The following is a 25,150-nucleotide window of genomic DNA, read 5'->3' as shown; positions in this document are numbered from 1 at the left end:
AAATGAAGAACCTTCTTAAAAATATATATCTATTTGTTCTGTTAGTACTTTCAGGTTTAAGTGGCTATGCCCAGTTGTATCCTGTTCAGTTAACGCCTGTTTTTAATAGTCCGTACAGCGTAAAGATTTCAGATTATGCGAATAGTATGGATACTAAAATGCAGCTGCTGATTAATCCAACTGATATTTCGATATCACAAAGGCAGGTGCGTTTAAAACTTTATATTCAAGGTAACGGACTCAACATACAGAGCAGTGATTTTATACAAGGGCAAAGACCTATATTTATTAATGGAGGTGAATTGCAAACGCTTACTAATACAGATATTGCAGCACTTTTTAGGCTAGAAAATCTGCAAGGTATTACAGCAGCACAATATGCAAATCCGTTGCCGGAAGGAATGTACAATTTTTGCTTTGAACTATATGATTTTGTAACCAACCAAAAAATATCGCAAAAAAGCTGTGCCAGTTTATACCTAATTTTAAACGATCCTCCGCTGCTCAATACACCGCAGCGAAACGAACAAATTGCTGCAAGCGAATTCCCGAATATTGTTTTTACCTGGACACCAAGGCAAACTAATGCAACTAATATTTCGTATAAATTTGAATTAAAACAACTTATAGATCCCACATTAGATCCGCAGTTTGCATTTCAGATGGCGTCTCTATTGTACGAAGAAACCTTGTTTGGTACTGCATTATTATACAATTTAAGCATGCCTATTCTTACTCCGGGTATGCGTTATGCATGGCGTGTAAGAGCAATATCTACAACGGGACTTTCAGAAAATTCGGTATTTAAAAACGATGGTTACAGCGAGATATATGCGTTTAAATACACCAGCAGCTGTGCAGCTCCGACTTTTTTACTAAGCGAAGCTCAAGGCACCAACACTGTTAGGTTAAGCTGGCAGGGGATTCCAGAACATACCCGTTACCAAATACAATATAAAAAACAAGATGTTCGCAATGCAGAATGGTTTTCGTCTTATAGTTTAAATACACAAAGTCTGCTCACCAATCTGGAGCCTGGAGTAACCTATCAGTTTAGAGTAGGTTCCAGCTGTGATCCTGCAACAGATGGAGTCCAGTCGTTTACGTATTCTGGAATCAGTACTTTTACAACCCCTACGCAGACCAATGGAGTGCCTGCTTACAATTGTGGAATTATACCACAAATTAATATCCAGAACCAAAAACCGCTTACAAATTTAATTGAGAGTGAAACTTTTACAGCAGGAGATTTCCCAGTAACAGTATTAGAACTGCAAGGTCATGGACCTTATTCTGGTAAAGGTTATATCATTGTGCCTTACTTAAACGAAACTAAAATTGCGGTTCAGTTTAATAACATTACGATCAATACAGATTATAAATTGATTAATGGTGTTGTTGAAACTTCTTATGATTCTGATTGGAAAAATGTTGTAGGTCTTGACGGAATTATTAGTGACGCAAAAGATCTAATATCGGGAATTGCAGATTTATTTAAAAGGGCAAATGAATTAGAAAAACAAAAAGTCGCTGGTACAATTACTGAAAATGAATATAACAAGAATTGGAAAGAAATTTATGAAGGATTAGAAAAAGCTGATAAAGAATACAAAGAATTAGTTAGCGCTCCTGACGTCCCAGAGAATTTAAAGAAAAAAATTGCCGATTTAGATCCTGTTTTTATTGAATTGGCTTCTAATAATTTTACCACTAAAGGAAATCAAAATTCCAAAAATATCGCTAAAGTAAATGATGCGTTCACAGAGCTTGATAATTACAAAAAAGAACAAGAAGCATTATTTGAAAAGATCAGCAAAGGTATTGATTTTGAAAAATTAATTACTTGGATGCGGGACAATTCGGGTAAAACAGTTTTGTTTGATTATACTCAATTTTTAACGAAAGATTTTGAACTTACAGGTTCTGGTCTTGGAATGCCACAGACAATAAAGATCAATAAAGATTTTGAATTTGAAACTAACGGTATAAAGAAAAGTTTGAAATTTATAGGTCTTTTGAGCACTCGAAAAGAAAACATTACGCTTTCTGCTAATAACTCTCCAATTGGTCTAAATATTGATTTTGGAAAGTCTAAAATTACGTATGATTTTAATTATTTATACGATAAAATTGTCGAAGGACAAGACAAGACGGCAATTAAATTAACTACAACTCAAATCTCAGATTATGATGCTTTACTCGGATTTTTAAGTTATTCAATTGGGGAAACAGGATCAAAAGCAAAAGAATATGTTGTAAATAATTTTACTAAGGCATTTCAAATAGCAGGAAATGATTGTAATAAAATTGACTTTTTATACGCAGAAGCTCCAAATTTTATTATTGGAGCTCGAGGGAATGACAAATTATGGGAAGATTTGCAAATACTCTCAAAATGTTCTATACACTATTTAGGAACTAATGAAAATAATAGTGTATTAAATATTTTAAATAATATTGATAGTAAATGGATTTTTGGCAAACAAGAAAGTAATATTGTTTTTTTTGCTGATCTGTTTACTAAATTAAATTTAGATTATAGACCACAATATATCAGAGTTCTATCACAAATTGGATTAAAAAATTGGACAGCAGATGAAATAAACAAAAGTCAGTTTTATTTGATGGAGCCCTATCAAATTGATGGGCTTAAACCTGGAAATTATACTAAAATAATAAGCTGGTGTGGTGATAATACATCTAAAACAAAATATGAGATTGGATATACAGTTCATAATTTTGAAACAGGTAATCTAACTTCATCAGATAAAAAAATAGTAGATTTAGGGACAATAGAAAAAAATGATCCTGTTCATATACGTCTTGGAGAGAACGATTATTTAATGCCGGCTTTTATAGCTTATATCTTAACAAACGAAGCTGTAACAGATGACAGAAACATTGCGATAAATAATGCACTTTCAGTTGTATTACCTGAATTTGAAAGACTTTCGTTGAAAAAATTAAAGTGGTTGGATGAAGCGGTACAAAGTTCTGATGAGATCATACAAAGTACTAATGAGATTGTTAAGTCAGTTACAAAAAATTTGACTAAGTTAAAAATTCCAGAATCTGTTGTAGATGATATTATTATACGAGCAATGTATGTAGATGATGCTATTGGAAACAACCAAATGTTGAGAATGATAGATGATTTGGCAAAAAATCCTAAGTTTAAAAATCCTGAAGACTTATTAGAAAATTTAAATAGTGTATTTAGAAAACCCGTAAATGCAGGCAATGTAAATTCATCTGCTTCAACTGATTTGTTGAATGAATATAACGAAGGTATGTATTGGATGAATCAGGGTGATGAAGTCTATATATCTAAAAAATGGAGTGGAAATGCTGATGAGGTGGATGTGACTATAACTACTAAAAATGCTTTAGTCGAATGTAAAAATGTAAGTGGTGAAAACTTTAAATCTGTTGAAAGCAATTTGAAAGCAATTGTTGATAAATATACAGTAGAGAGTAAGTTAAGTACATCGTTTAAAAATCAATATCCAAATCATTATGGGAAGTTAAATATTAGTTCTTCAAATAATCCGTTTTACAATTCTACAAAAGCTGATTTCATATCTAAAATAAAAAATGGAGATCTGGCTAATGGACAGTTGAGTATTATTGGTAATGAGAGCAATCAAATTCCTTTAATAGATTTAAAGAAAGTAAAAGAGCTGTATATTGAAAATGCAAATGGTAGATTTATTATTAAAAACACTGATTGGTAATGAAAAAAAATGATATTAAAGTAAATAATTCTTCAGATTATTGGTGTGATTTTGAAGCAGAGCATAGTGTTTACGGTTTTCTTAGGTGGGAGAAACAAGAATCTATAGATTTTTTTTTAAAATCAAAAATTTCTTTTGCATGGGACTACATACGTTTGTCAAATAGATTTGGTATAGCAACATCAACAAAACATTTTGAAAACATTAGTGATTTTGAAAGCAAATTTCTGATATATAAAAATATGTTCGATGATATTCGATATCATAATCCTTTGTTATTTATTCATACCTATAATGATTCATGGGTATTTCCTAGTATTTTGTTCATTAATAATGAACAGCAACCAGAGCAAATAGTATCTATTGACCCTATTCTAAGATTTGAAGAATTGAACAGCAGATACACTTGTGCACCAATAAAAGTAGTTTTAGACATTGGTACAAAAGGTATTCAATTATATTATTATTTAGATAATGATATATTTAATTTAAGGTTAGAAAATAAAAAATGTTATGAATTTGAATATCCTATAGACAACTCTGATTTAGCTTATTTAAATACTCCAAGGCTAAATAGTTTTTTGAGAGATTTGAAAAAACTTTGTTTTGAATACGGAGCAGATGATTTTAAGTTTGAGAATTTAGGTTTAGAAGACTTTTCAGAAAATGGTGTTCTATTTAATGGTGAAGTTTTATATTATGAAAATATCGTAGAAATATTAGAACCGCATCAAAAAATAGTTAAATAATATCATTGGAATGGGTTGGTTTTTATGATGTACTATATAAAATTGAAAAAAAGAATCAAGAGTATTTCAAATGTAGTGACTAATTAATATATGGAGAGAATTACAGAAATTTTAGGGTTACAAATACACGCTATAATTCATTATTACAATCAAAAAAAAATATCCATGAGTTTTGAAAATTCGAATATAAGAATACAATTTAATAATTGTCCTTTGGTTTTTGACTCTGGTATAATAGGCAAAAAAGTAAAAGTAGCTGAACAATATAGAGGGGAAATGAGTTTTGTACTTGTTTTTAGAGAAATGAAATTGGATGTAGATGATTATAGATATTTTATGCTAAAAGGAGAAGAAGGAAATGAACATTACCAAAATCAGATAAGAATTGCATATCAATCATTTGAAATAATTTATGATGGTTTGTAGTTTTTTTGATAAAATTGATAAATTTCGGTATAAATAAACAGATTTATTTAAATATTAAACATAAAATCACATAACAAATTTAGAAAACATTTAATCTATTTTGAATAAATGGAAGAAAGAAAAAAATGGATAGATATTGTTGAAAAATTCAGAAATGATATAAATGTAATTGTTAATTGTCCGCATTGTAAAAAAGAAGATCTCGTAATTAAAGATGTTGCTTTTAATGATAATGAGATTAATAAAGTAGGAGAAAGATTTATTGAATGCCTAATATGTGGCAAATTTGAAATTGTATTATATAGGAAGCCACCTGAAAATTGGTATTTAAAAAATATATAATGTATTAGTAATTAATTTTAAACATATTCAAAAATTATTCGTGTTAAGTGATGAGAGTATATAAATATTAAACAATTAATAGAATCAGGTTTTTAATTTTTAGAATAATGGTAAACGAGAAATACCTATTAATAACAAATATTTTTTTCATTGAAGACAAAAATATTTTAATAATTAAAGGACTTGATAAAAAATACACCCTAAATAAGTTAGAATATCCAATGTTATTAAATAATAGATTCCTTATAAATATATCATTAGTGAGTGAATTTTTTATTGAAAAAAAGATAATATCTATTGATGAAAGGGCATTTGAATGTAAACAAAATTTAGATCAATTAAAAGGAATTGATCTTGCCTTAAATATTTTAAGATTAGATATCAGTTAGTGCAAAATGATAATTAAAATTAGACTAAGAGAAATAAATTAAGTTAAATAAATATAAATTATAAAGAAAGATTAAATGAAAAAGAGAATTTTATTAGCGGCAGTTTTGCAGATTTTTATGGTATTGGGGAGTTGCAGTTCAGATTCAGGGAATAACGACGCGGAAAAGCCGGTAGAGTTGAAAAAGGGGGAAATTAAAGCTGATTTTGATTCATTTTATGGCGCTGATGATTTTGTAATCGATAAAGATGACAACGTCTTTTTTATAGGGCAAACACCAAATGACAAAGATTACATCTGGAAATTTCAAAAAATTGATAAGGATGGAAAATTAACATTATTAAAAGGGATAAACAATGACATTCCTTTTTCAGGCAGAATGGCAGTAAGTAATGCAGGAGAATTTTTATTAATAGGAGATGGCTTGAAAAGTGAGACTGACAAAATATTTCGTTTCGAAAATAACTTTACGGAACTGAATCCATTTTATACAATGAAACCAATTAGTTCTCCGCTTGCAGATAAAATCAGGCTTATAGCAATCACAGGAAACAATGACAACACCTATTTTGTCAGTGATTATAATGCAAAGAATATCAAACGCGTTTTGCCTGAATCAGGAGGAGATGTTTTTGTTGCTGGTTCTGGTAAAAATGCAATAGTAGACGGTACGGGCTTAAATGCTAGTTTTGGAGGTGTATCTAAATTAGTATCGAACAATAATATTATATACCTTATAGATAATTTATATTCTGGAACTACTTTCGTTAGTTCAAATATTAGAAAATTAGAGTATGTTAATAATCAATGGAAAGTTACAACATTGTCTTCGACAACAAATACGGATAATTTTTATAACAATATTGCTTTTGACTCAAAGAATGATATGTATGTTTCGGTTTCGGGAAAAGGAATTTATAAATTTAATCTTGCTGATAATACCTTGTCACTTTTTGCAGATGCACAATTAAAAATCTTCACAGGAACTACCAAATTATCATACCATTCAGAAATTGATTTGAAGTTTATTTATAGCTTTAAATTTAAAAACAATGACCTGTATTTGTTAACGAGCAACAGCATAATCAAAATTTCTGATTACCAAGCCAAATTGGACGCGGCAACCAAATAAATAAAATACTTAAAAACCACTGCAACCCCAAAAAGTGCAGTGGTTTCAAAACAACCAGAATGAAAAAAACTTTACTCTTATTTTTATTTATTGTTATTACTTCTTGTTATCAGGAAACAGTTATAGCTGTAGAAGGTGATTTTACGACCTCGTATGTAAGCGGAGATGAATCTGTTCCTGTTATTATCAATATCGACAGTAAAATTACCGGTGCAGATACGTATCAATGGGAATTTGAAGGCGGGAGTCCAAGTACCTCATCTTTAAAAAATCCCGGCGAAATATTGTATGCAAAACAGGGTACTTATACCATAAAATTGCGTGCAAGTAATGCAGACGGAGAGTTTACAGAAATCAGTAAAGCAGTAGTAATAAAAGAGGGAATTAATATACAGTTTAAAAATGAAGTATTAAAAAGTACCTATTCGCCTGTAGAAGTAGTTTTAACAAATACAACGGCTGGCGAAGGATTGACTTTTGCCTGGGATTTTCAGGATGGAATGCCAGCTTCTTTTTCAGGAAAAACTCCTCCAAATGTTGTTTTTACAACACCCGGAGATCACAATATAACACTAACAGTTTCTAATGGATTTGAATCCCGAAAACAGATTCAAACTGTAAATGTTGCTCCATATTTAGTGAGTTTGTTTGCTTATGAACCTGATTTTAATGATGATGATTATCAGTTGCCGGTAACTATTAAATTTGCCAATAAATCGGTGAGTGCAACCAATTATAAATGGACATTTGAAGGAGGATCACCTGCTGTTTCTACGGAAGAAAATCCAACAGTTACTTTTACAAGTGCAGGATTACATCAGGTTACTTTAGAAGCTTCTAACGATAAGACAAGTCAAAAATATTCTACAGCAATTACTGTAGAATCAGATACCAATCTGCGTGTTTTTTCTAATATTAAATTAGGAATAAATACGGCTCACAACAATAATAATATTGGGGCAATGTTCTCGACTTCGACAAGACAAGTGTATAAGGCTAATGAAATTAATGACCAAAACAGCAGTTTAATCGACATTGTTTTTCAAGGTCTAAACAGCAATTTTACGAGCAATAAATTTATATCTCCAGATCAGGTTAATAATTATGGTTTCTTGGGATTGAAAAATGCACAGAGCACCATCTTTATAAACTCTCAAAACTTATGCAATTGTGGTTTGAATTTTACAGAAACACAATTTGATGCAATGGTAGATGATACAACTATAAAATCACTGAATATAAGTTACAGTGCATCTGGAGCACAAGAATTTGGTTTTACCTATCCAAGAATAATTTTGTTTAAAACACAAGATGGAAGAAAAGGTGCTATTAAAATAAAAGAAATGGTTAAAAACGGAACAAGTTCCTATATTTTGTGTGACATCAAAGTGCAAAAACAATAACGCTGACTGACAAATGACGATAAAAAATAAAAAGAATTTGTTACGGCTATTGCTTGTTTTTGCTTGTCTTGTAAGTAGAAATACCTATGCGCAGGATGTAGATTTAGAGACATTTTATAAGCCGAACTTTAAAGTTACTGGTGGTATTAATGCCAATACTATATTTTACAATTCAAATCAGCAAAACTCTCGTGAGCCTTTTACTTATCTACTTTCGGGTAACTTAAATATTAGTGCTTTTAGTTTTAATATTCCTGTGTTTTACAGCATTACCAATCAGGGAAATAACTTGGGTTATACCGCTCCTTTTGATTTTAACAGGATTTGTATAATGCCCAAATACAAATGGGTTAAAGCTTATATCGGAAATGTGAGTATGACATTTTCGCCTTATACTTTGAGCGGTCACCCTTTTAGAGGAATTGGGCTGGAACTTACACCAAGAAATCCTTTTAAAATTAGTTTAATGGCAGGGCAATTATTAAAGGCTGTAAATGAAGATGAGGGAATAGGAGCAGTACCGGTTTATGAGCGTTTTGGTTATGGAATTAAAACAAGCTTTGAAAAAGAAAAGTACAAAATTGGCTGGATTGGTTTTTATGCTAAAGACAACGAAAATTCTATAACATTTACTGGAAATGAAAATAGCGTTACTCCAAAAGAAAACTGGGTAAACAGTTTGAGTTTTAATACTTCTTTAATGAAAGATTTGACTTTTAATGTTGAATATGCTTTATCTGTTTTAACAGATGATACGCGAGCAAAAACAATTTCAGGAGGAAATTACAGAGACAAGCTTTTTTCGTCTAAAGAAAGTACAAATTATTTGAATGCCGTAAATGTTAATTTCGATTATTCGATTCAAAAAAGTATTGTTGGATTAACTTACGAACGTATAGACCCTAACTACAATACGCTCGGAGCAATGTATTTTAATAATGATCTAGAAAATATTGCTATGCGGTTTTCACGTCCTTTTTATAAAGACAATATTACAGTAAATGCTAGTTTAGGATTTCAAAGAGACAATTTAGCACAAGAAAAAAAGCAAGATTCTAAGCGAGTTGTAGGCTCAATAAACATGAATTATAAAGTTACCGATCAGATTAATTTCACTGGAAGTTATTCTAATTTTTCAACATATACCAATAGAAAATTGGATCAATTTGAACTTATAAATAATCCGAATGTTGTAGCGTCAGACACATTAGATTACAGACAATTATCTCAAAATGCCAACTTTAATCTAACCTACGCTTTTGGAAAAAAGAAAAACCAAAACATGAATTTTAATTATAGTATTGCAGGTCAGGCCAATGAACAGGGAGGAATAATAAGAAAAGGTCAGGCAAGTACTGTTCAGAACTATAATTTGGCACATACTATTAATTTTTTAGGAATTAAAACAGCCTTAAATAGCTCTCTAAATTATACTAATAACCAAGTTGGTCAATTTGATAATTCATCTTTAGGAGCTTCTGTTGGTGTTTCTAAGAAATTATTGAAAGAAAAAATGAATGCCAATTTTGGATTATTATACAATAATACCCAAAGTGATATTAGCACAAGTTCTGTTTTTGGTGTCAAACTTAACAACAGTTATACGTTACTCAAAAAACACAATTTTACATTAGGAATGATTTCCATGTTTAGGAGTTCAACAAATAAACCAGGAAACAACGATATAATGCTGAATTTTAATTACGGATATAGTTTCTAATGAAATTAGAATCAAAATATAAAAAAGAAATTGCCATGCTCAATTCTATTAAAAATACGGATTATTTGTCTATGAAAAGATCTATCAAATTACGGTTGTACTTTTTATTTGTTTTACTTTCAATTCAGTTTTCTTATGCACAAGATTTAACTGCTTCAAAGGAAGTTGCAGCAGCTTCGGGGTCTATCACTAAAATAGAAGAATCTAAGCATTGGGTAGATCAATTCTCAAATGCAGATTTGGTAGAATTGCCAGTTGGGATACGTCATACGATCAATAATGTTCAATATTCGATCGGAATTACAAAAGCTGTTTTTTCACCTGAATATACAACACTAACAGTTTTTTGTAGAGTAGATATTCCTCAGAAAAATAATAATGGAGAGCCAATGCATTTGTTTTTTGGTGCAGATAATGTAAAATTATCACATCAGGGAGGGATTATTGGTGAGGCAAAATTGGTACTGCTTGGTAATGTTGACATTCCATTTAGTGAAAACAAATGGCAGGTTTCACTTTACGGTGGCTTTAACATGGAAACAGGAAATGTTAAGGATCTTACCTACGTTACTATAGATTGCGACGGGTTTAAGGAAATGAAAATTTCTGGAGCTGTTGAGTTTTCAAGAGATTTAATTTTACCAATTGATTCGGGGTCAAACACTGTTAATGAAAGCCAGACAACTATTGGTTTTACATATCCAAACGGAGCTACAGCATCAATTCCTAATAGAGTAAGAGGTGAATTTAGTTTTACTGCGGGCGGATGGAACGATATTTTGGTTAATGTAAGTTTACAGCCTTTTGTTTTAAAAGATAAAAGAAACGGAAAAGATTTTGAAGGTAATTTTCAATTTTTGGTCAATAATGCCGTACTTGATTTAAGTGATTTAAGAAATGACCCAACGGTTTCTTTTCCGGATTATTACACAAAAAATGGTTTGCTGATGCCAAGTCAGGAAGCTTGGAAAGGCGTTTTTATACAAACTTTTGAAGTCGGGCTTCCAAAAGAATTTCAAACATCAGATACAGCATCAAATAAACAAAGAATTAGGGTTGGAGCACAGAATCTTATTATTGATAAGTTTGGGGTTTCGGGAACTTTTTATGCAGACAACGTCTTTCCGCTTGATAAAGGAATTACCAGTCAAGAGAAATCATGGGCATATTCTTTAGATCATATTGATGTTACAATCGCGGCCAATACATTTGTAAAAGCAAATTTAAATGGCCAGATTCTGTTGCCTATTAGTAAACAGCCAACAGAAAAAAAGGAAGCGACTACAGAAGATTCAGCAACAGCAAAACAGAAGAAATTTGGCTTAGCGTATAATGGTTTTATTTCGATGGAAGAACAGAGATTGACTGTTGTTACCAAAGATTCAATAGCATTTGATATTTGGAAAGCTAAAGCAGTTCTGCTGCCCAATAGTTCTATCGAATTAAAGTTAGTGAACGGGAAATTTTTACCCAAAGCAAATTTAAATGGTTCAATATCTTTTGGAACAAATAAAAAAGCTACCGATGAAACAGAAGTAGAAGGTAAAAAAACGATAGATTTTAAAGGTCTAACGTTTGAAGACTTGCAATTGCAAACCGTTTCACCAGTAATTGCAGTTAGGAATTTTGGTTACAAAGGTACTGTTGGTTTTAGTAATTTTCCTGTTTCCATTGGGAATATCAATGTTGCGATACAAGGAGATAATACCCGGATCGATTTTGATTTAGGTATTAATTTAATGGATGCTATTGGAGCAGGAGCCACAGCCCGAATAGGGATAAAAGGCAAAATGTATGATGACGGTTTTAGGCAGCGATGTAAATATGACGGATTAGATTTATCTGCGATTAATATTGATTGTCAATTCAGTTCGTTAACAATAAAAGGAGGTCTTATCCTAATGGATGATGATCCTGTATATGGAGACGGTTTTAATGCTGATCTGGAAGTAGGTATCGCAGATATGATCAATGTAAAAGCTAAAGCAATTTTTGGGCGTAAAACTTTTAGATATTGGTATTTTGATGCCGCAGTAAAATGGCCTCCAGTTCCATCCCCTTTTATGATTAATGGTTTTGGTGGAGGTGCCTATTATAAAATGCATCGAAATCAAGATATAGCAATTGGAGATTTCTCTCCATCAGGATTAAGTTATACTCCTGATGAAAAAATAAATTTAGGAATTAAAGCTTTGATTTATTTTAGTATTGGTTCAGAATCCGTTTGTGATGGCGAAGCAGGTTTTGAAATTGCGTTTAACTCAAAAGGAGGAGTAAACAGATTAGCTATTTTTGGAAAAGCCAATGTTATGGCCAAAATACCGGGCTTAAAAAACGTTGGTGATTTGATGGGAAAAGTAGCTTCAAATGTTACTTCAAAAACAAGTTTCTTGGGGGTAACAGAAAGCGATATTTCAGGATCCTTTGCAAGCAAATATATACCACAAGCAAAAGAAGCAATTCCAGGTGATTTATCCGCTGCAGTAGGTATAAAAATGGCAGCTGCGGTAGAGTTTGATTTCCAGAATCACTCTATGCATGCTACAACAGATGTTTATATTAATACACCAGGAAATTTTCTTTCGGGAACAGGACCAGGCGGAAGAGCAGTTTGGGGAATTTTTCATAAAGACCCGCAAGACTGGTATATGTATATGGGAACTCCAGATGATAGATGTGGCGTAAAACTAGGAGTTGCAGGAATGTACCTAAAAACAACAAGTTATTTTATGGCAGGTACACTGCTTCCGGGAAGTCCGCCGCCACCGGCTATCGTTGCACAAATTCTGGGCGTAGATGCCAAAGAATTAGATTATATGCGAGACGAAAATTCATTGGCAAATGGTGGAGGTTTAGCCTTTGGAGCAAGTTTAGATTTTGATACCGGAGATTTAAGTTTCTTATTGTTCTACGCCCGTTTTCAGGCAGGAATGGGATTTGATATTATGCTAAAAGATTATCAGGAAGCCAGATGCTCTAATACTGGTGATCGAGTGGGGATAAATGGCTGGTATGCAAATGGACAATCTTATGCGTACCTGCAAGGAGAACTAGGAATAAGAGTCAAATTATCTTTCTTAAAGTTTAAAGTGCCAATTATTTCAGGAGGAGCAGCGGTTTTATTACAAGCAAAATTGCCAAACCCATTTTGGATGCGTGGTTATGTAGGTGGAAATATGAATATTTTGGGAGGATTAATTAAAGGAAAATTCAGATTCAAACTAGAAATAGGACAAGAATGTCAATTTGAGAATGCGTCGCCATTAGGAGGAATAAAACTAATAACAGATGTAACTCCAAAACAGAGCTCAACAGATATTGATGTTTTTGCGGTTCCACAAGCAGCATTTTCTATGAAAGTAAACGAAGCTTTTGTGATTCCTGAAGATGCAGGCGATGTTACTTATAAAGTAATATTAGAGAAATTTAAGGTTTTAGACGGCACAACAGAAATTCCAGGAACTATAGAATGGAGTTCAATGAAAGACAAAGCAAATTTTGTTTCGACGGATATTTTACCTCCAAACAAACCGCTTAAAGTTCAGGTTGAGGTAAGTTTCCAAAAAATGATAAACGGCGTTTTTCAGCCGATAAAAGTTGATGGACAAGTAGCGAAAGAAGTAGAAGAAAGAGATTTTACAACAGGAGGAGCCCCAAATTATATTCCGCTCACAAATGTAAAATATTCTTATCCGGTAGTCGAACAAAAATATTTTCTTGAAGATGAATACCCTAAAGGTTACATTCAGCTTAAACGAGGTCAGGATTATTTATTTGAAGACACAAAATGGGAAACTAAAGTAAAATTAAATGAAAATGGCACTTCTGATATGAAAACTACAGCATTTAAATATGATACAAATTCCAACGAGATTTCATATGATTTGCCAAATATAGATCAGGAGAAAAAATATAATTTTTTAATTGCTAGTAATTTAAAAGCCGGACAGCAGAATAATGCTGTTGCAGCAGAAAAAACAAATACAATTAGCGATAGCGGAAATGATATATCAATAAGGGAAAATCAAGCAGATGCAGTTTCAAAATCAGAAGGTGATATTGAGCGTTTGACTTATGCCTTTACAACAAGTAAATACAAAACGTTTAACTCTAAAATGGATGCGATATCAACAAAAAATTACAATTTTGGAGTATTATATTCAGATGTTATTTATTTAACTAATACAATCACAAGTCAGGAAGCTTTTGATATTGTCGAGTTGCAGGGAGTAAATTACAGTGATAATAAGCCAATTATTAGTGCTCAGTCTAAACTTAATGACGAATATTACATGACAGATATATATCCTTATTTGTATAGAGATTATCCGTTAAATGGAAGTTATTCTATTACAAATAGAGATACCAGTGAATTGGGAATAATTCCTGCTAAGGCAATTCCGCTGAATGCTTATTACATAACAAGTATTGAAAATGATGTCAACCAGTCTTGGACAAAAAGTAATTTTCCATACAAGTATAACTTACCTTTGATTTATAAAGAAGATTGGATTGATTTAAATAATCAAATTATAAATGATTATGTTGATGGAGTTACAGCCAGTTTATCAATCGGAAAGCGTTTCTTAAACAGTGATTATTTATTTATGCGTTATGGCGATTACGAAATTGTAATGAAATATGATTTACCAGGAAATAAACAATCTAAAGAATTTACGTATAAGTTTAAAAACAACAATAAATTTAGATAGAAATAAATAAAAAAAGACAACCAATTGGTTGTCTTTTTTTATTTATGAAAAATCAGGTTTTAAAATACAATTGCCTATTTCTTCACAAACTTAAAATTCTGAACAGGACTTCCTTGCGTTACAACTTTTATCAAGTAAACCCCATTAGTAAGACCGCTCACAGGTATTTCTGAACTAATCATATCCTCAGCAATGATAGAAGTTTTCCAAACCTCTTTGCCTGACAGATCATATACAGAGAGTGCAGCCGGACCACTAATAGCGTGATCAAATTTTATTCTAAAATTTGTTGATGCCGGATTAGGAAAAACATAATTGGTAGAAGCAACTCCCCAGTTATAAGAAGGAGTATTCAATATAGGTCCTTGATAAATGGCGTACAAAGCAGCATCAGCCTGCGGTAATTGAACACTTAATGTACTTTGTGTTGTACTTGTAGTACCAGAATACAATTCTTTAACCGTATAATTTCCAGAACCCAAACCCAGACGACTTAGATTAATAGTATTAGTTGTTGAAGTATTACCATAGTTAAATACCGCAACATAAGTAATGTTATTATGTGCAGCCGAAAAAATATTGGCTGCGTTGTATCCGGTATTTCCATCAGCAGGAATAAAGTGCATGTCGGCACGGGCAACGTCCATAACATCATTATTTTGTAAAAGGTTCTGCGCCGTAGCTTTCCATTGTCCGGAAACAGAAAAATCATCACCATTTGTAACTGTTCCCGTTACTACACTGCTTAATAATCTCGCGCGATTCTGCCCGATAGAAGAATTTCCGAAAACCACATGATCAGCATCCAGATAATCATAAATCTGATTTTGCCACCAGCCGTAAGTAGTGCTGTTAAGCGTATAATCGGTATCGCTTATTGTGCTGTAGGCATCACAAGCAATACGTCGCATGTGTACAAAAGGACCAGTTGCAAGATTCGGAGATATTGCAGCCTGAACCAGCATGGTTCCGTTAATTTCATCAACTAAATACTTCATACCTTCCTGATACGCTTCCATACCAGTATGAATTTGATAATTAACAAAACTGTCGGCTTCAATGCTGGCGTGGGTAAGAAAATCTATTTTTACCATTTCAAATCCCGCAGTTTTAAAACGATTTATAAAATATTTTATTCTAGCCTTAGTTCCAGGGCTTGTAGGATCCATAGCATACGCGCCGTCCAGCTCAAATGGAGCTCCATTAACAGTTGTCCAGCATTGGTTGTAATTATATGAACTGCCTTCTACCTGACGATTGTATTTGCCCCAATCCACAAATGGAGCCCAGTAAATACCGGCTTTATAACCTTTGCTTTTTGCATAAGTAACAAATTGCGCCAGCTGAGCATCCGTCATATTATCCCAATAAGAATCAAGATCAATAAATAAAGTATTGTCTTGTGTCTTGTAAGCCGGACAGTCATCGTGAAAAAAATCTACTACAGCTTTGGCTTTCGTTAGATTAATGCTGGTCTGCATAGCGCCCCAGCTGTTCCATCCAATAGGTTTTGGAGCCGTCCAGTCAAAAATATATTTGGGTTGCAATGCAGCATTGGCTTGTGCAAATTCTTCAAATCCAGTTCTCCAGTCATCGTTGGCATTTATCATTATTTTTGGCGAAGGACAACTTGTCTGCCCTACGTTTACCCAGCCATGTCCGCGGGTATCTCTTGTTATGTCCTGTTTTGTCCATCCTGCAATAACCGAAACATAAGCCGATGAAGAACCGCCACCATTTACCGTAACTCCGGTTTTCCATTTAGTATGTTCCAAAGAACCAATTACCAAACCTTTTCTGTTGGTATTGTTATAAATATTGGTAACCTCAGATGCCGTAAAATCAGCAGCATTCAATGGATAAGCATTGTATCTTATCCATGCATCATTATCATAAGGTACAAAAACAGCTCTTGTATCTCCAGTACCAAAATTTGGAGTTACCTGATAACTTGTTAATGGCGACATTCTATAGCAGTTCGATCCATTTCCAGTTAAAACTACCTGCAGCGCCAGATAATTTTTATTCATATAAGTATAAAAAATCTGCTGCATACCTAAAGTATAATTCCCACTTAAGGTAAAAATATGCTTAGTTCCGCTGCCAATATTATCCGTAAAAGATTCTGAAGTGTACACTGCCGAAGCAAAATTACCGCTTATATATTGCTGATCACTATTTGCAGAAGCAGATGCGTTGGTAATTACAGTTGCTCCATTAAATTTTATACTGTAAGTCTTAGAAGTTAGATTATAAACGATACTATTGTTTGCCCCAAAATTAATAGTCTGATTACTTCCGGCAGCGATAGGTGTAAGAACAAATTTATCCAAATTGGGAGCCCAGGAATTTGTATTGTCCCACAAAAGAGCAGTTGTTCCGTTGTTTAAATAAACACTTATATTTTTTGAAGCCGCTGTGCTCCAGCCTCCGCTCGGGTCGCATGGAATTGAAATTGCAGCAGCCGAACCAGCTGTTAAACGAATGGTACGCGGATCGCCTGTACAATAAAACAACTGTAAATTATACCAGCCTGCAGCTGTCGTAGTAACATTTACAGAAACACTGCTGTTGCCTCCTAGGTTACCTACTATTTTTCCCGAACAGGAATCACAGTTTTGTATATCTGCATTGTTGGTACGAGTTCCGTTTTCAAACTCATATGTCTGAGCCTGACTGTAAATTGTCAATAATAAAAATAGAACTGTCAGGAGTTTTTTACCTGCTGTTCGCTGTTTTGTAATTTTTTCGTGCATAATATTTCATTTTTAGTTAGTTAAAATGCAGTACTATACTATACTGTGCTACAATGATAAGAAAAATATTAGTATATTGTTAAATATTAATTGATTTTATTTTTTTTTAAAGCTTAATTTGTGTTTTGTTTATATTTTCAGCTATTAGATGAGGATTAAAAAATTACATTTTTATCATAAATCAAAATCACTTTCTATACTAAAAGATGAAATTTTAAAACAAAAAGCTTCTAAAAGAGTGGAAAAATGCTTCTTAACAGTAAAATGTTTAGCATCGGTTTAATTATGAAGAAAAAAAATAAAAATATTTTAAATGCAATAATAATTTGATTTACTGATGTTTAAATCAGTTTTTGGAAGCGTTCTCAAACATTTTTTTTTGAAGTCCTTGTCAAATTAATTTTAATTTGTATCATTGTAGTATAGAATAGGATAATGAATTTAAAACATTATATAATGAAACAACACTTTCTGTCGGTTAGAAAATTATTTTTATCACTTTTATTAATGGTTATTTTTTGTGTACCAATTGTGGCGCAAAAAAATATTAAAATAGATTTTGGTAAAAATGGATCAATACTTTATGATGGAAAGCAAAAAACAATTAGTGTAATTCAATCTGGAAAAAACATTTTTACAAATGCAAAAGCTTCGATTAAAGTAAATGGCAAAACAATTTCTACTGATGATTATACAACAGCTTCTTTAGAAAAAGAACCAATCACCGACGATTTGGGTAAAGGAATAAAATATACACTTGTTTATAAAAAGAATAACCTGCCAACTCTTAAACAAAGTTTTTATACTTATAAGCAGCATTCTTATTTTATTACGCAATTAGAAATTCAGAATGAGGGCGAGCAAATGGCAACAAATTATATTTCGCCATTAGATTTAGGACAAATCACTTTTGATAAAACAGAAAACCTGCAGACTGTTTTTGTTCCTTATGATAATGATGCTTTCATTAGTTATAATTCAAAAAAATTAGACACGATTTCAGATAATACAAGTTCAGAAGTTGGAGTCTTATTTAATAATACATCCAGAAATGGTTTTGTAATTGGTTCTTTAGAACATACTGTTTGGAAAAGCGCTGTAAAATCGATCAATAAAAATAAAGAATCATTATTTTCTGCATGGGCAGGATATTCAGAAAAAGAAATTACACGTGACAGTATTGCACACGGAATGCTGAAAGGAAATAAAATAGCATCTCCAAAATTCTTCGTAGGCTATTATTCTGATTGGAGAAATGGAATGGAAGAATATGCAAAAACCAACCGCATTATCGAAAAACCGTATGTATTTGAATGGAACAAACCAACTCCGGTAGGCTGGAATAGCTGGGGAGTTTTGATGGAAAAAATCAATTATGAAAATACCACAAAAGTTGCTGATTTCTTTGCAAACTCAATTCCGCAATTTCGTGTTGGAAATACTGCTTACATAGATCTCGATTCTTTTTGGGATAATATGGTAAAAGGAGGATTTACAGGAGATTTTAGCAAATTAAAAGAATTTGCAGATTATTGTAAAAGCAAAGGATTAGAACCGGGAGCATACTGGGCACCTTTTACAGATTGGGGATGGAAAGGCGGACCAAACCGAAAAGCGGAAGGAAGCGATTATACTTTTGGTGAAATGTGGACTAAAACCGGAAATACTTATTTTGATTTTGATGGCGCACGCGCAATTGATCCAACACATCCTGGTACGCAAAAACGTGTTGATTACGTGATAAATAAACTCAAAGCGTGCGGCTTCAAAATGATTAAAATTGATTTTCTGGGACATGCTGCAGCAGAATCTACTTCTTTTTACGATAAAAATGTCACAACCGGAATGCAGGCTTATAAAGTAGGAATGGAACATTTGGTAAATGCCTTAGACGGGCAAATGCTTATTTATGCTGCAATTTCGCCAAACATGGCAACGTCACGTTACGCTCACGTTCGTCGTATTGCGTGCGATGCTTGGAAAACTATTGAGCATACACAATACACACTAAATAGTGTAAATTATGGCTGGTGGCAAACCTATTCGTATGACTATATTGATGCCGATCATGTAGTTTTTGCCGATGTAACCGAAGAGGAAAATCGGGCAAGATTGATCTCAGCCGTAATTACAGGAACATTAATCACAGGAGACGATTACAGTAAAGAGGGTATTTGGAGTGTACGCGCAAAAGAATGGCTTCAGAATAAAGAATTACTTAAAATTGTTGCAAATGGTGTGGCATTTCGTCCATTAGAAGGAAATACAGGAAAGCTAACAACCGAAGTGTTTGAACAAAAAATAGGCAATGACTGGTATATCAGTATTTTAAATTTCGGAAAAACGAATAAAAATTACGCACTTCCTCTGGAAAGATTAGGTGTAAAAAATGGCAATTATAAATTGCAGGATGTTTTTACAGCGGAAAATGTTGAGGTAAAAAACAACACCATTAATTTAAATCTTGGTGCCAAAGATGCTCGTTTGTTTAAAATTGTAAATCGTTAATCAGCATGAAAAAGCATCTTTTTAAAAACGGAATTGTTCTTTTAATTTTCTTTATTAGTGTATCTAATAGCGCTAATGCTGTGGTAAAATTACCGTCTTTTTTTACCGATAATATGGTTTTGCAGCAAAAAAGTGCAGTTCCGTTTTGGGGAGAAAGCGATCAGAAATCCGTATCAGTTACAAGTTCGTGGGATAAAAAAACATACCAAACAAATGTTGAAAACGGCAAATGGAAGGTGGTTTTAAAAACACCTGTTTATGGCGGACCTTATACGATTACGATTAACGACGGAACAACTAAAACGTTAACCAATATTTTAATTGGCGAAGTATGGCTGTGTTCCGGCCAAAGTAATATGGAAATGCCGTTAGAAGGCTGGGGAAAAATTAATAATTATAAAGAAGAAATAGCAAACGCCAATTATCCGCAAATAAGATTATTACAGGCAGAACATATAGAAAATACTTTACCGCAAAATATACTAAAAGTACAACACGACGGATGGAATGTCTGCAGTCCTAAAACGATAGCCGATTTTAGTGCAACAGCATATTTTTTTGCCAGAAAGATTTATAAAGAAAAAAATATTCCCATCGGTTTAATACATTCTTCCTGGGGCGGAACGCTTATAGAAGCGTGGACAAGTTCTGGAGCGTTAACCACAATTCACGATTTTGATGCTGAGATTGAAGCCATGAAATCGGAAACAAGCAGACAAGCTTTACAACAAAAATACAATACTGAAATAGCAGCGTGGGAAAAATATCTTACGAGTACAGATAAAGGATTTCAGCATGAAAAAGCAATTTGGGCAACACCCAATTTTGATGATTCATCATGGAAAACAATGAAACTGCCTTCTTTTTTTGACAGTAACGGAATGTCGAATTTTGATGGAATCGTCTGGTTCAGAAAAAAGTTTACTATTTCTGATAATAGTAAAGATTTCAGCCTGAGTTATTTCGCAGATGATGATGATGTTATTTGGGTGAATGGCAATTATATAGGCGAAACTAAAGGTTATAATGTAGAACGCCATTATACGATTCCATCTCAATTTCTTAAGAAAGGAGAAAATACCATTGCCATAAAAGTTTATGACGGAGCAGGAAATGGGGGAGTTTATGGCGATGAAAAAATCGCATTACAATCAGACAAAGAAACAATTTCTTTAGCCGGAGACTGGAAATATAATATTGGCGCAGATAGTAAAGACCTTCCGGCAAAACCATATTTGGCTCAAGGCCAAAACAGACCAAGCGCAATTTACAACGCGATGATTGCACCTTCGGTAGATTATAAAATAAAAGGCGTAATCTGGTATCAGGGAGAAAGTAATGCAGAAAGAGCGTATCAGTATCAAACCCTATTTCCGCTGTTGATAAACGATTGGAGAAACCAGTTTAAAGATCAAAACCTGCCGTTTTTCTTTGTTCAATTGGCCAATTACAAACAACAAAAAGAACAGCCGGGAGATTCAGATTGGGCAGAGTTGAGAGAAGCGCAATTCAAGACTTTAAAAGCAGTTCCCAATACCGGAATGGCCGTTATTACCGATATTGGAAATGCAGAAGATATTCATCCAAAAAATAAACAAGATGTAGGAGATCGTTTAGCGAATATTGCTTTGGCAAAACTGTACAATACCAAAATTAATTATTCAGGACCGCTTTATAAAACCTATACTATAAAAGGAAATGTAGTTATAATAGATTTTGATTTTAATGAAAGTATAAAAGCCAAAGACAACGTTCTTAAAGGTTTTTCTGTTGCAGGAACAGATCAAAAATTTTATTGGGCAGAAGCAAAAATAGTAAACGGTAAAGTTGAGGTTTCTTCAAAAGAAGTTCCAAATCCAGCAGCCGTAAGATACAATTGGGCAGATAATCCAAACGGGAATTTAACCAATATATCTGGATTGCCGGCATCTTCTTTTAGAACAGATCTTTGGCCGGGCATAACACAAAAAAAGAAATAGACATAAAAATATAATAAAATGAAAAAATCCATTACAACTTTAAGGCAGTCATTTACGATAGCATTTTTTATTCTGGCGAGTTATTGCAGTCCTGTTATGGCGCAGCAAATTATTGCAGTTAAAACAAAAAGCAATGCGCTCGTTTTACAAGTAACTCCAGGAAAAGAAGTGAATACTATTTATTTAGGAGAAAAATTAGCAAATGATTTAGAGTATGTAAAAATACAAAATCAGTTTCGTCAGGGAACCGATTATTCCGGTATTTACAATGCTGCTTATACGCCTTCTGGTTCTAAAAACTTGTTAGAACCTGCAATTGCAGTAACACATGCCGACGGAAATACATCATTGGATTTATTATATGTAAGCCATAAAACAACTACTATTGAAACAGGAATTTCTCAAACAGAAATTACGCTAAAAGATCCAGTTTATCCAATTGAAGTTCACCTGTTTATTCAGGCTTATTACGATACAGATGTTATCGAGCAATGGACAACTATTACCCATAATGAAAAAGCAAATATTACTTTAAATAAATACGCTTCGGCAAATTTATATTTGAAAGGATACAGCAACTTTTGGCTGAATCAATATCATGGCGATTGGGCAAAAGAAATGCAACCCGAAGAAACAAAATTAACTCACGGTATAAAAGTATTAGATACCAAATTAGGATCTCGTGCCAATTTATTCCAGCCTTCAGTATTTATGGTATCGCTGGACAAACCAGCAACAGAAGACGAAGGGAAAGTTTTGTTTGCAGGTTTAGAATGGTCAGGAAATTTCCGTACCGATTTAGAACTGGATCCGTTAAATAATCTTCGTGTTATTTCGGGTATTAATAATGCAGCTGCAAATTATTCACTGGCTAAAAATACGGTATTTACAACACCTAAATTTTGGTACACTTTATCATCAAAAGGAAAAGGAAATGCGAGCAGAAACTTGCACGACTGGTCTAGAAATTATAAAATATTAGACGGAAAAGGAAGCCGTTTAACCTTATTAAACAACTGGGAAGCAACTTATTTTAATTTTGATGAAGACAAACTAAAAGTGCTTATCGCCGATACTAAAAAACTAGGCGTAGATATGTTTTTATTGGATGACGGATGGTTTGGAAATACGTATCCTCGTAATAATGACGATGCTGCTTTGGGAGACTGGGACGTAAACAAAAAGAAACTTCCAAACGGAATCGGGACTTTAGTAAAAACAGCCAAAGACAATCAGGTAAAATTTGGAATCTGGATTGAGCCGGAAATGGTAAATCCAGCGAGTGATTTATACAAAAAACATCCGGAATGGATTGTAAAACAACCAGGAAGAACAGAACATTATTTCCGTAATCAATTGGTTTTAGATTTATCAAATCCAAAAGTTCAGGACTTTGTTTATGGAGTTGTAGATAATCTTTTTACAGAAAATCCAGAATTGGCTTATATCAAATGGGATTGTAATGCGGTGATTTACAATGCGTATTCGTCTAATTTAAAAGACAAACAATCTAATTTTTATACGGATTATGTAACGGGACTTTACAAAGTTCTGGAGCGTATTCGAGTAAAATATCCAAAAGTACCAATGATGCTTTGTTCTGGTGGCGGCGGAAGAGTAGATTATGCAGCGCTTAAATATTTTACAGAATTCTGGCCAAGTGACAATACAGATCCTTTAGAGCGCGTGTACATGCAATGGGAATACTCGTATTTTTATCCAGCATTAACCATCGCTGCACACGTTACCGATTGGGGAAAACAACCTATAAAATACCGTATCGATGTTGCCATGATGGGCAGACTTGGTTTTGATATTGTAGTAAAAGATCTAAACGAAAAAGATTTAGCCTATACCCAAAAAGCCATCAAAAATTATGGCGAATTGAGCAGTACAATCTGGCAGGGCGATCAATACCGTTTGCAAAATCCATGGGGAAATGAAGCTGCATCGGTAATGTTTGTCAATAAAAATGGTAACGAAGCTGTAGTCTTTACTTATTTGGTAAATTCAAGATACGAAGCAGGGACACATTTACCTATTAAACTAAAAGGATTACAAGCGGGTCAAAATTATAAAGTAGAAGAAATCAATATTTATCCAGATAAAAAAGCGGCGGTAGAAACTGCAGTTTATTCGGGAGATTTCTTAATGCAGGTTGGAATTAACCCAAATGTGAATTCAAATAATAGCAGTGTTGTTTTAAAAATTACAAAGGCTTAAATATCAAACATTAGTATATATTTGTATTATATTCTAAATAAATACCTATTAAAACGTTTATGAAGCAAATTATTCAACAGATAAAGAACCTTGAAACTGTAAATTCGTTATCAAAGCACGAGCAGTTGGTTCAGGGAATAATAAACGCCATTGAAGAAAAATTAGTTTCAAAAGGTGATTTACTACCATCTGTCAATACTTTTATAAGTGAATTAGGTTTTGCCAGAGAAACAATTGCAAAGGCTTACAAAGAACTTGTTCACAGAGGAATTATCGAATCAAAAAACCGATTGGGTTATTTTGTCGCGACCAATGATGTAAAACAGGAGCTAAAAGTAGCACTGCTTATCTTTGCTTTTGATATTTTTCAGGAAACGTTTTACGAGAATTTCAGAAAAGGTTTGGGTAAAAATATTCAGCTCGATATTTTCTTTCACCACAATAATTTTGATACTTTCGAAAACATTATTCAAAGTATAAAAGGCAAATACGGAATGTTTGTAATTGCACCAATTCCGAGTAAAAAAACGCCTGCGGTTTTAAAACAACTGCCAACCAACAGAGTACTTTTGGTTGACCGTTATATACAAACAGAAGAAGATTATAATTATGTTGCACAAGAGTTTGGAGATTCGTCTTACAATGCTTTTGTGCAGCTAAAAGATAAAATTAAAAAATACGACGAGATCATTTTCTTTTTTAAACCATCGTCTGCAGAACCTGATGAAATTTTAAATTCATTTAAAAGATTCATGAAAGATTACAATATCAAAGGCGTTATTAAAGAAGAATACGTATCGGGTTCTCTGGAAAAAGGAAAAGTATATTTTACAATTCACAATCTCGAACTTTGGGAAATGCTTAAAGATTCTAAAGTTAAAGGACTTAAGATTGGCACCGACATCGGATTTATTTCGCATAATGATGATATCGTAAAAGAAATCATCTTTGACGGCGTAACAACATTCTCTACAGATTTCTCTGAAATGGGAAAAAAAGCGGCCAATTTTGTTTTAGACCGTAAAAAGATTCAGGAAATTATACCAACAGTTCTCGTTGATAGAAATTCGTTGTAATT

Annotated in this window: 14 protein-coding genes; 13 read left to right on the top strand and 1 reads right to left on the bottom strand. The window is 33.0% G+C overall.

What is annotated here, in order from left to right:
- Nucleotides 1-2 precede the first annotated feature (2 nt).
- The 9 genes from EV144_RS07215 (at nt 3) to EV144_RS07175 (ending at nt 14,606) form a co-directional block, all read left to right on the top strand.
- A complete protein-coding gene (locus EV144_RS07215) occupies nt 3-3,734 on the top strand; it encodes a fibronectin type III domain-containing protein (RefSeq protein WP_134147443.1) in 3,732 nt (1,243 codons plus the stop codon).
- On the top strand, nt 3,734-4,483 hold the full coding sequence (locus EV144_RS07210) for a hypothetical protein (protein WP_134147441.1): 750 nt from the start codon (nt 3,734-3,736) through the stop codon (nt 4,481-4,483). The genes EV144_RS07215 and EV144_RS07210 overlap by 1 nt, the downstream gene beginning before the upstream one ends.
- Before the next feature lie 90 nt (nt 4,484-4,573).
- Nucleotides 4,574-4,909 carry a hypothetical protein gene (locus EV144_RS07205; RefSeq protein ID WP_134147439.1) on the top strand — a complete coding sequence of 112 codons (336 nt, stop codon included), beginning with the start codon at nt 4,574-4,576 and terminating at the stop codon, nt 4,907-4,909.
- 108 nt (nt 4,910-5,017) lie between these two features.
- A complete protein-coding gene (locus tag EV144_RS07200) occupies nt 5,018-5,251 on the top strand; it encodes a hypothetical protein (RefSeq protein ID WP_134147437.1) in 234 nt (77 codons plus the stop codon).
- Nucleotides 5,252-5,358: 107 nt separating this feature from the next.
- Nucleotides 5,359-5,640, top strand: coding sequence for a hypothetical protein (locus EV144_RS07195; protein ID WP_134147435.1), 282 nt, complete (start codon nt 5,359-5,361; stop codon nt 5,638-5,640).
- 75 nt (nt 5,641-5,715) lie between these two features.
- Entirely contained in the window at nt 5,716-6,771 is a 1,056-nt protein-coding gene (locus EV144_RS07190) for a hypothetical protein (protein WP_134147433.1), read from the top strand.
- 59 nt (nt 6,772-6,830) lie between these two features.
- Entirely contained in the window at nt 6,831-8,174 is a 1,344-nt protein-coding gene (locus EV144_RS07185) for a PKD domain-containing protein (protein WP_134147431.1), read from the top strand.
- 13 nt (nt 8,175-8,187) lie between these two features.
- Nucleotides 8,188-9,894 carry a hypothetical protein gene (locus EV144_RS07180; RefSeq protein WP_134147429.1) on the top strand — a complete coding sequence of 569 codons (1,707 nt, stop codon included), beginning with the start codon at nt 8,188-8,190 and terminating at the stop codon, nt 9,892-9,894.
- Nucleotides 9,894-14,606 carry a hypothetical protein gene (locus EV144_RS07175; RefSeq protein WP_243854631.1) on the top strand — a complete coding sequence of 1,571 codons (4,713 nt, stop codon included), beginning with the start codon at nt 9,894-9,896 and terminating at the stop codon, nt 14,604-14,606. The genes EV144_RS07180 and EV144_RS07175 overlap by 1 nt, the downstream gene beginning before the upstream one ends.
- 74 nt (nt 14,607-14,680) lie before the next feature.
- On the opposite strand, the gene EV144_RS07170 is transcribed toward EV144_RS07175, so the two are convergent.
- Nucleotides 14,681-17,362, bottom strand: coding sequence for a T9SS type A sorting domain-containing protein (locus EV144_RS07170; RefSeq protein ID WP_134147427.1), 2,682 nt, complete (start codon nt 17,360-17,362; stop codon nt 14,681-14,683).
- Nucleotides 17,363-17,818: 456 nt separating this feature from the next.
- Between EV144_RS07170 and EV144_RS07165 the strand changes: the two genes are divergently transcribed.
- The 4 genes from EV144_RS07165 to EV144_RS07150 are packed head-to-tail and all read left to right on the top strand — an operon-like array spanning nt 17,819 to nt 25,148.
- Complete coding sequence (locus tag EV144_RS07165; protein ID WP_243854630.1) at nt 17,819-19,870, top strand: alpha-galactosidase; 2,052 nt, start codon at nt 17,819-17,821, stop codon at nt 19,868-19,870.
- Between the two features lie 5 nt (nt 19,871-19,875).
- Nucleotides 19,876-21,849, top strand: a complete 1,974-nt coding sequence (locus EV144_RS07160; protein ID WP_134147425.1) for a sialate O-acetylesterase — start codon at nt 19,876-19,878, stop codon at nt 21,847-21,849.
- Between the two features lie 18 nt (nt 21,850-21,867).
- Complete coding sequence (locus EV144_RS07155; RefSeq protein ID WP_134147423.1) at nt 21,868-24,072, top strand: alpha-galactosidase; 2,205 nt, start codon at nt 21,868-21,870, stop codon at nt 24,070-24,072.
- Between the two features lie 59 nt (nt 24,073-24,131).
- Complete coding sequence (locus EV144_RS07150) at nt 24,132-25,148, top strand: GntR family transcriptional regulator (protein WP_134147421.1); 1,017 nt, start codon at nt 24,132-24,134, stop codon at nt 25,146-25,148.
- Nucleotides 25,149-25,150: the final 2 nt, after the last annotated feature.

It is taken from the genome of Flavobacterium sp. 270 (assembly GCF_004368785.1).
In the GTDB taxonomy this organism is placed as follows: domain Bacteria; phylum Bacteroidota; class Bacteroidia; order Flavobacteriales; family Flavobacteriaceae; genus Flavobacterium.
Note: the sequence above shows the minus strand (reverse complement) of the source record. Positions and strands in the feature narration are given on the sequence as shown.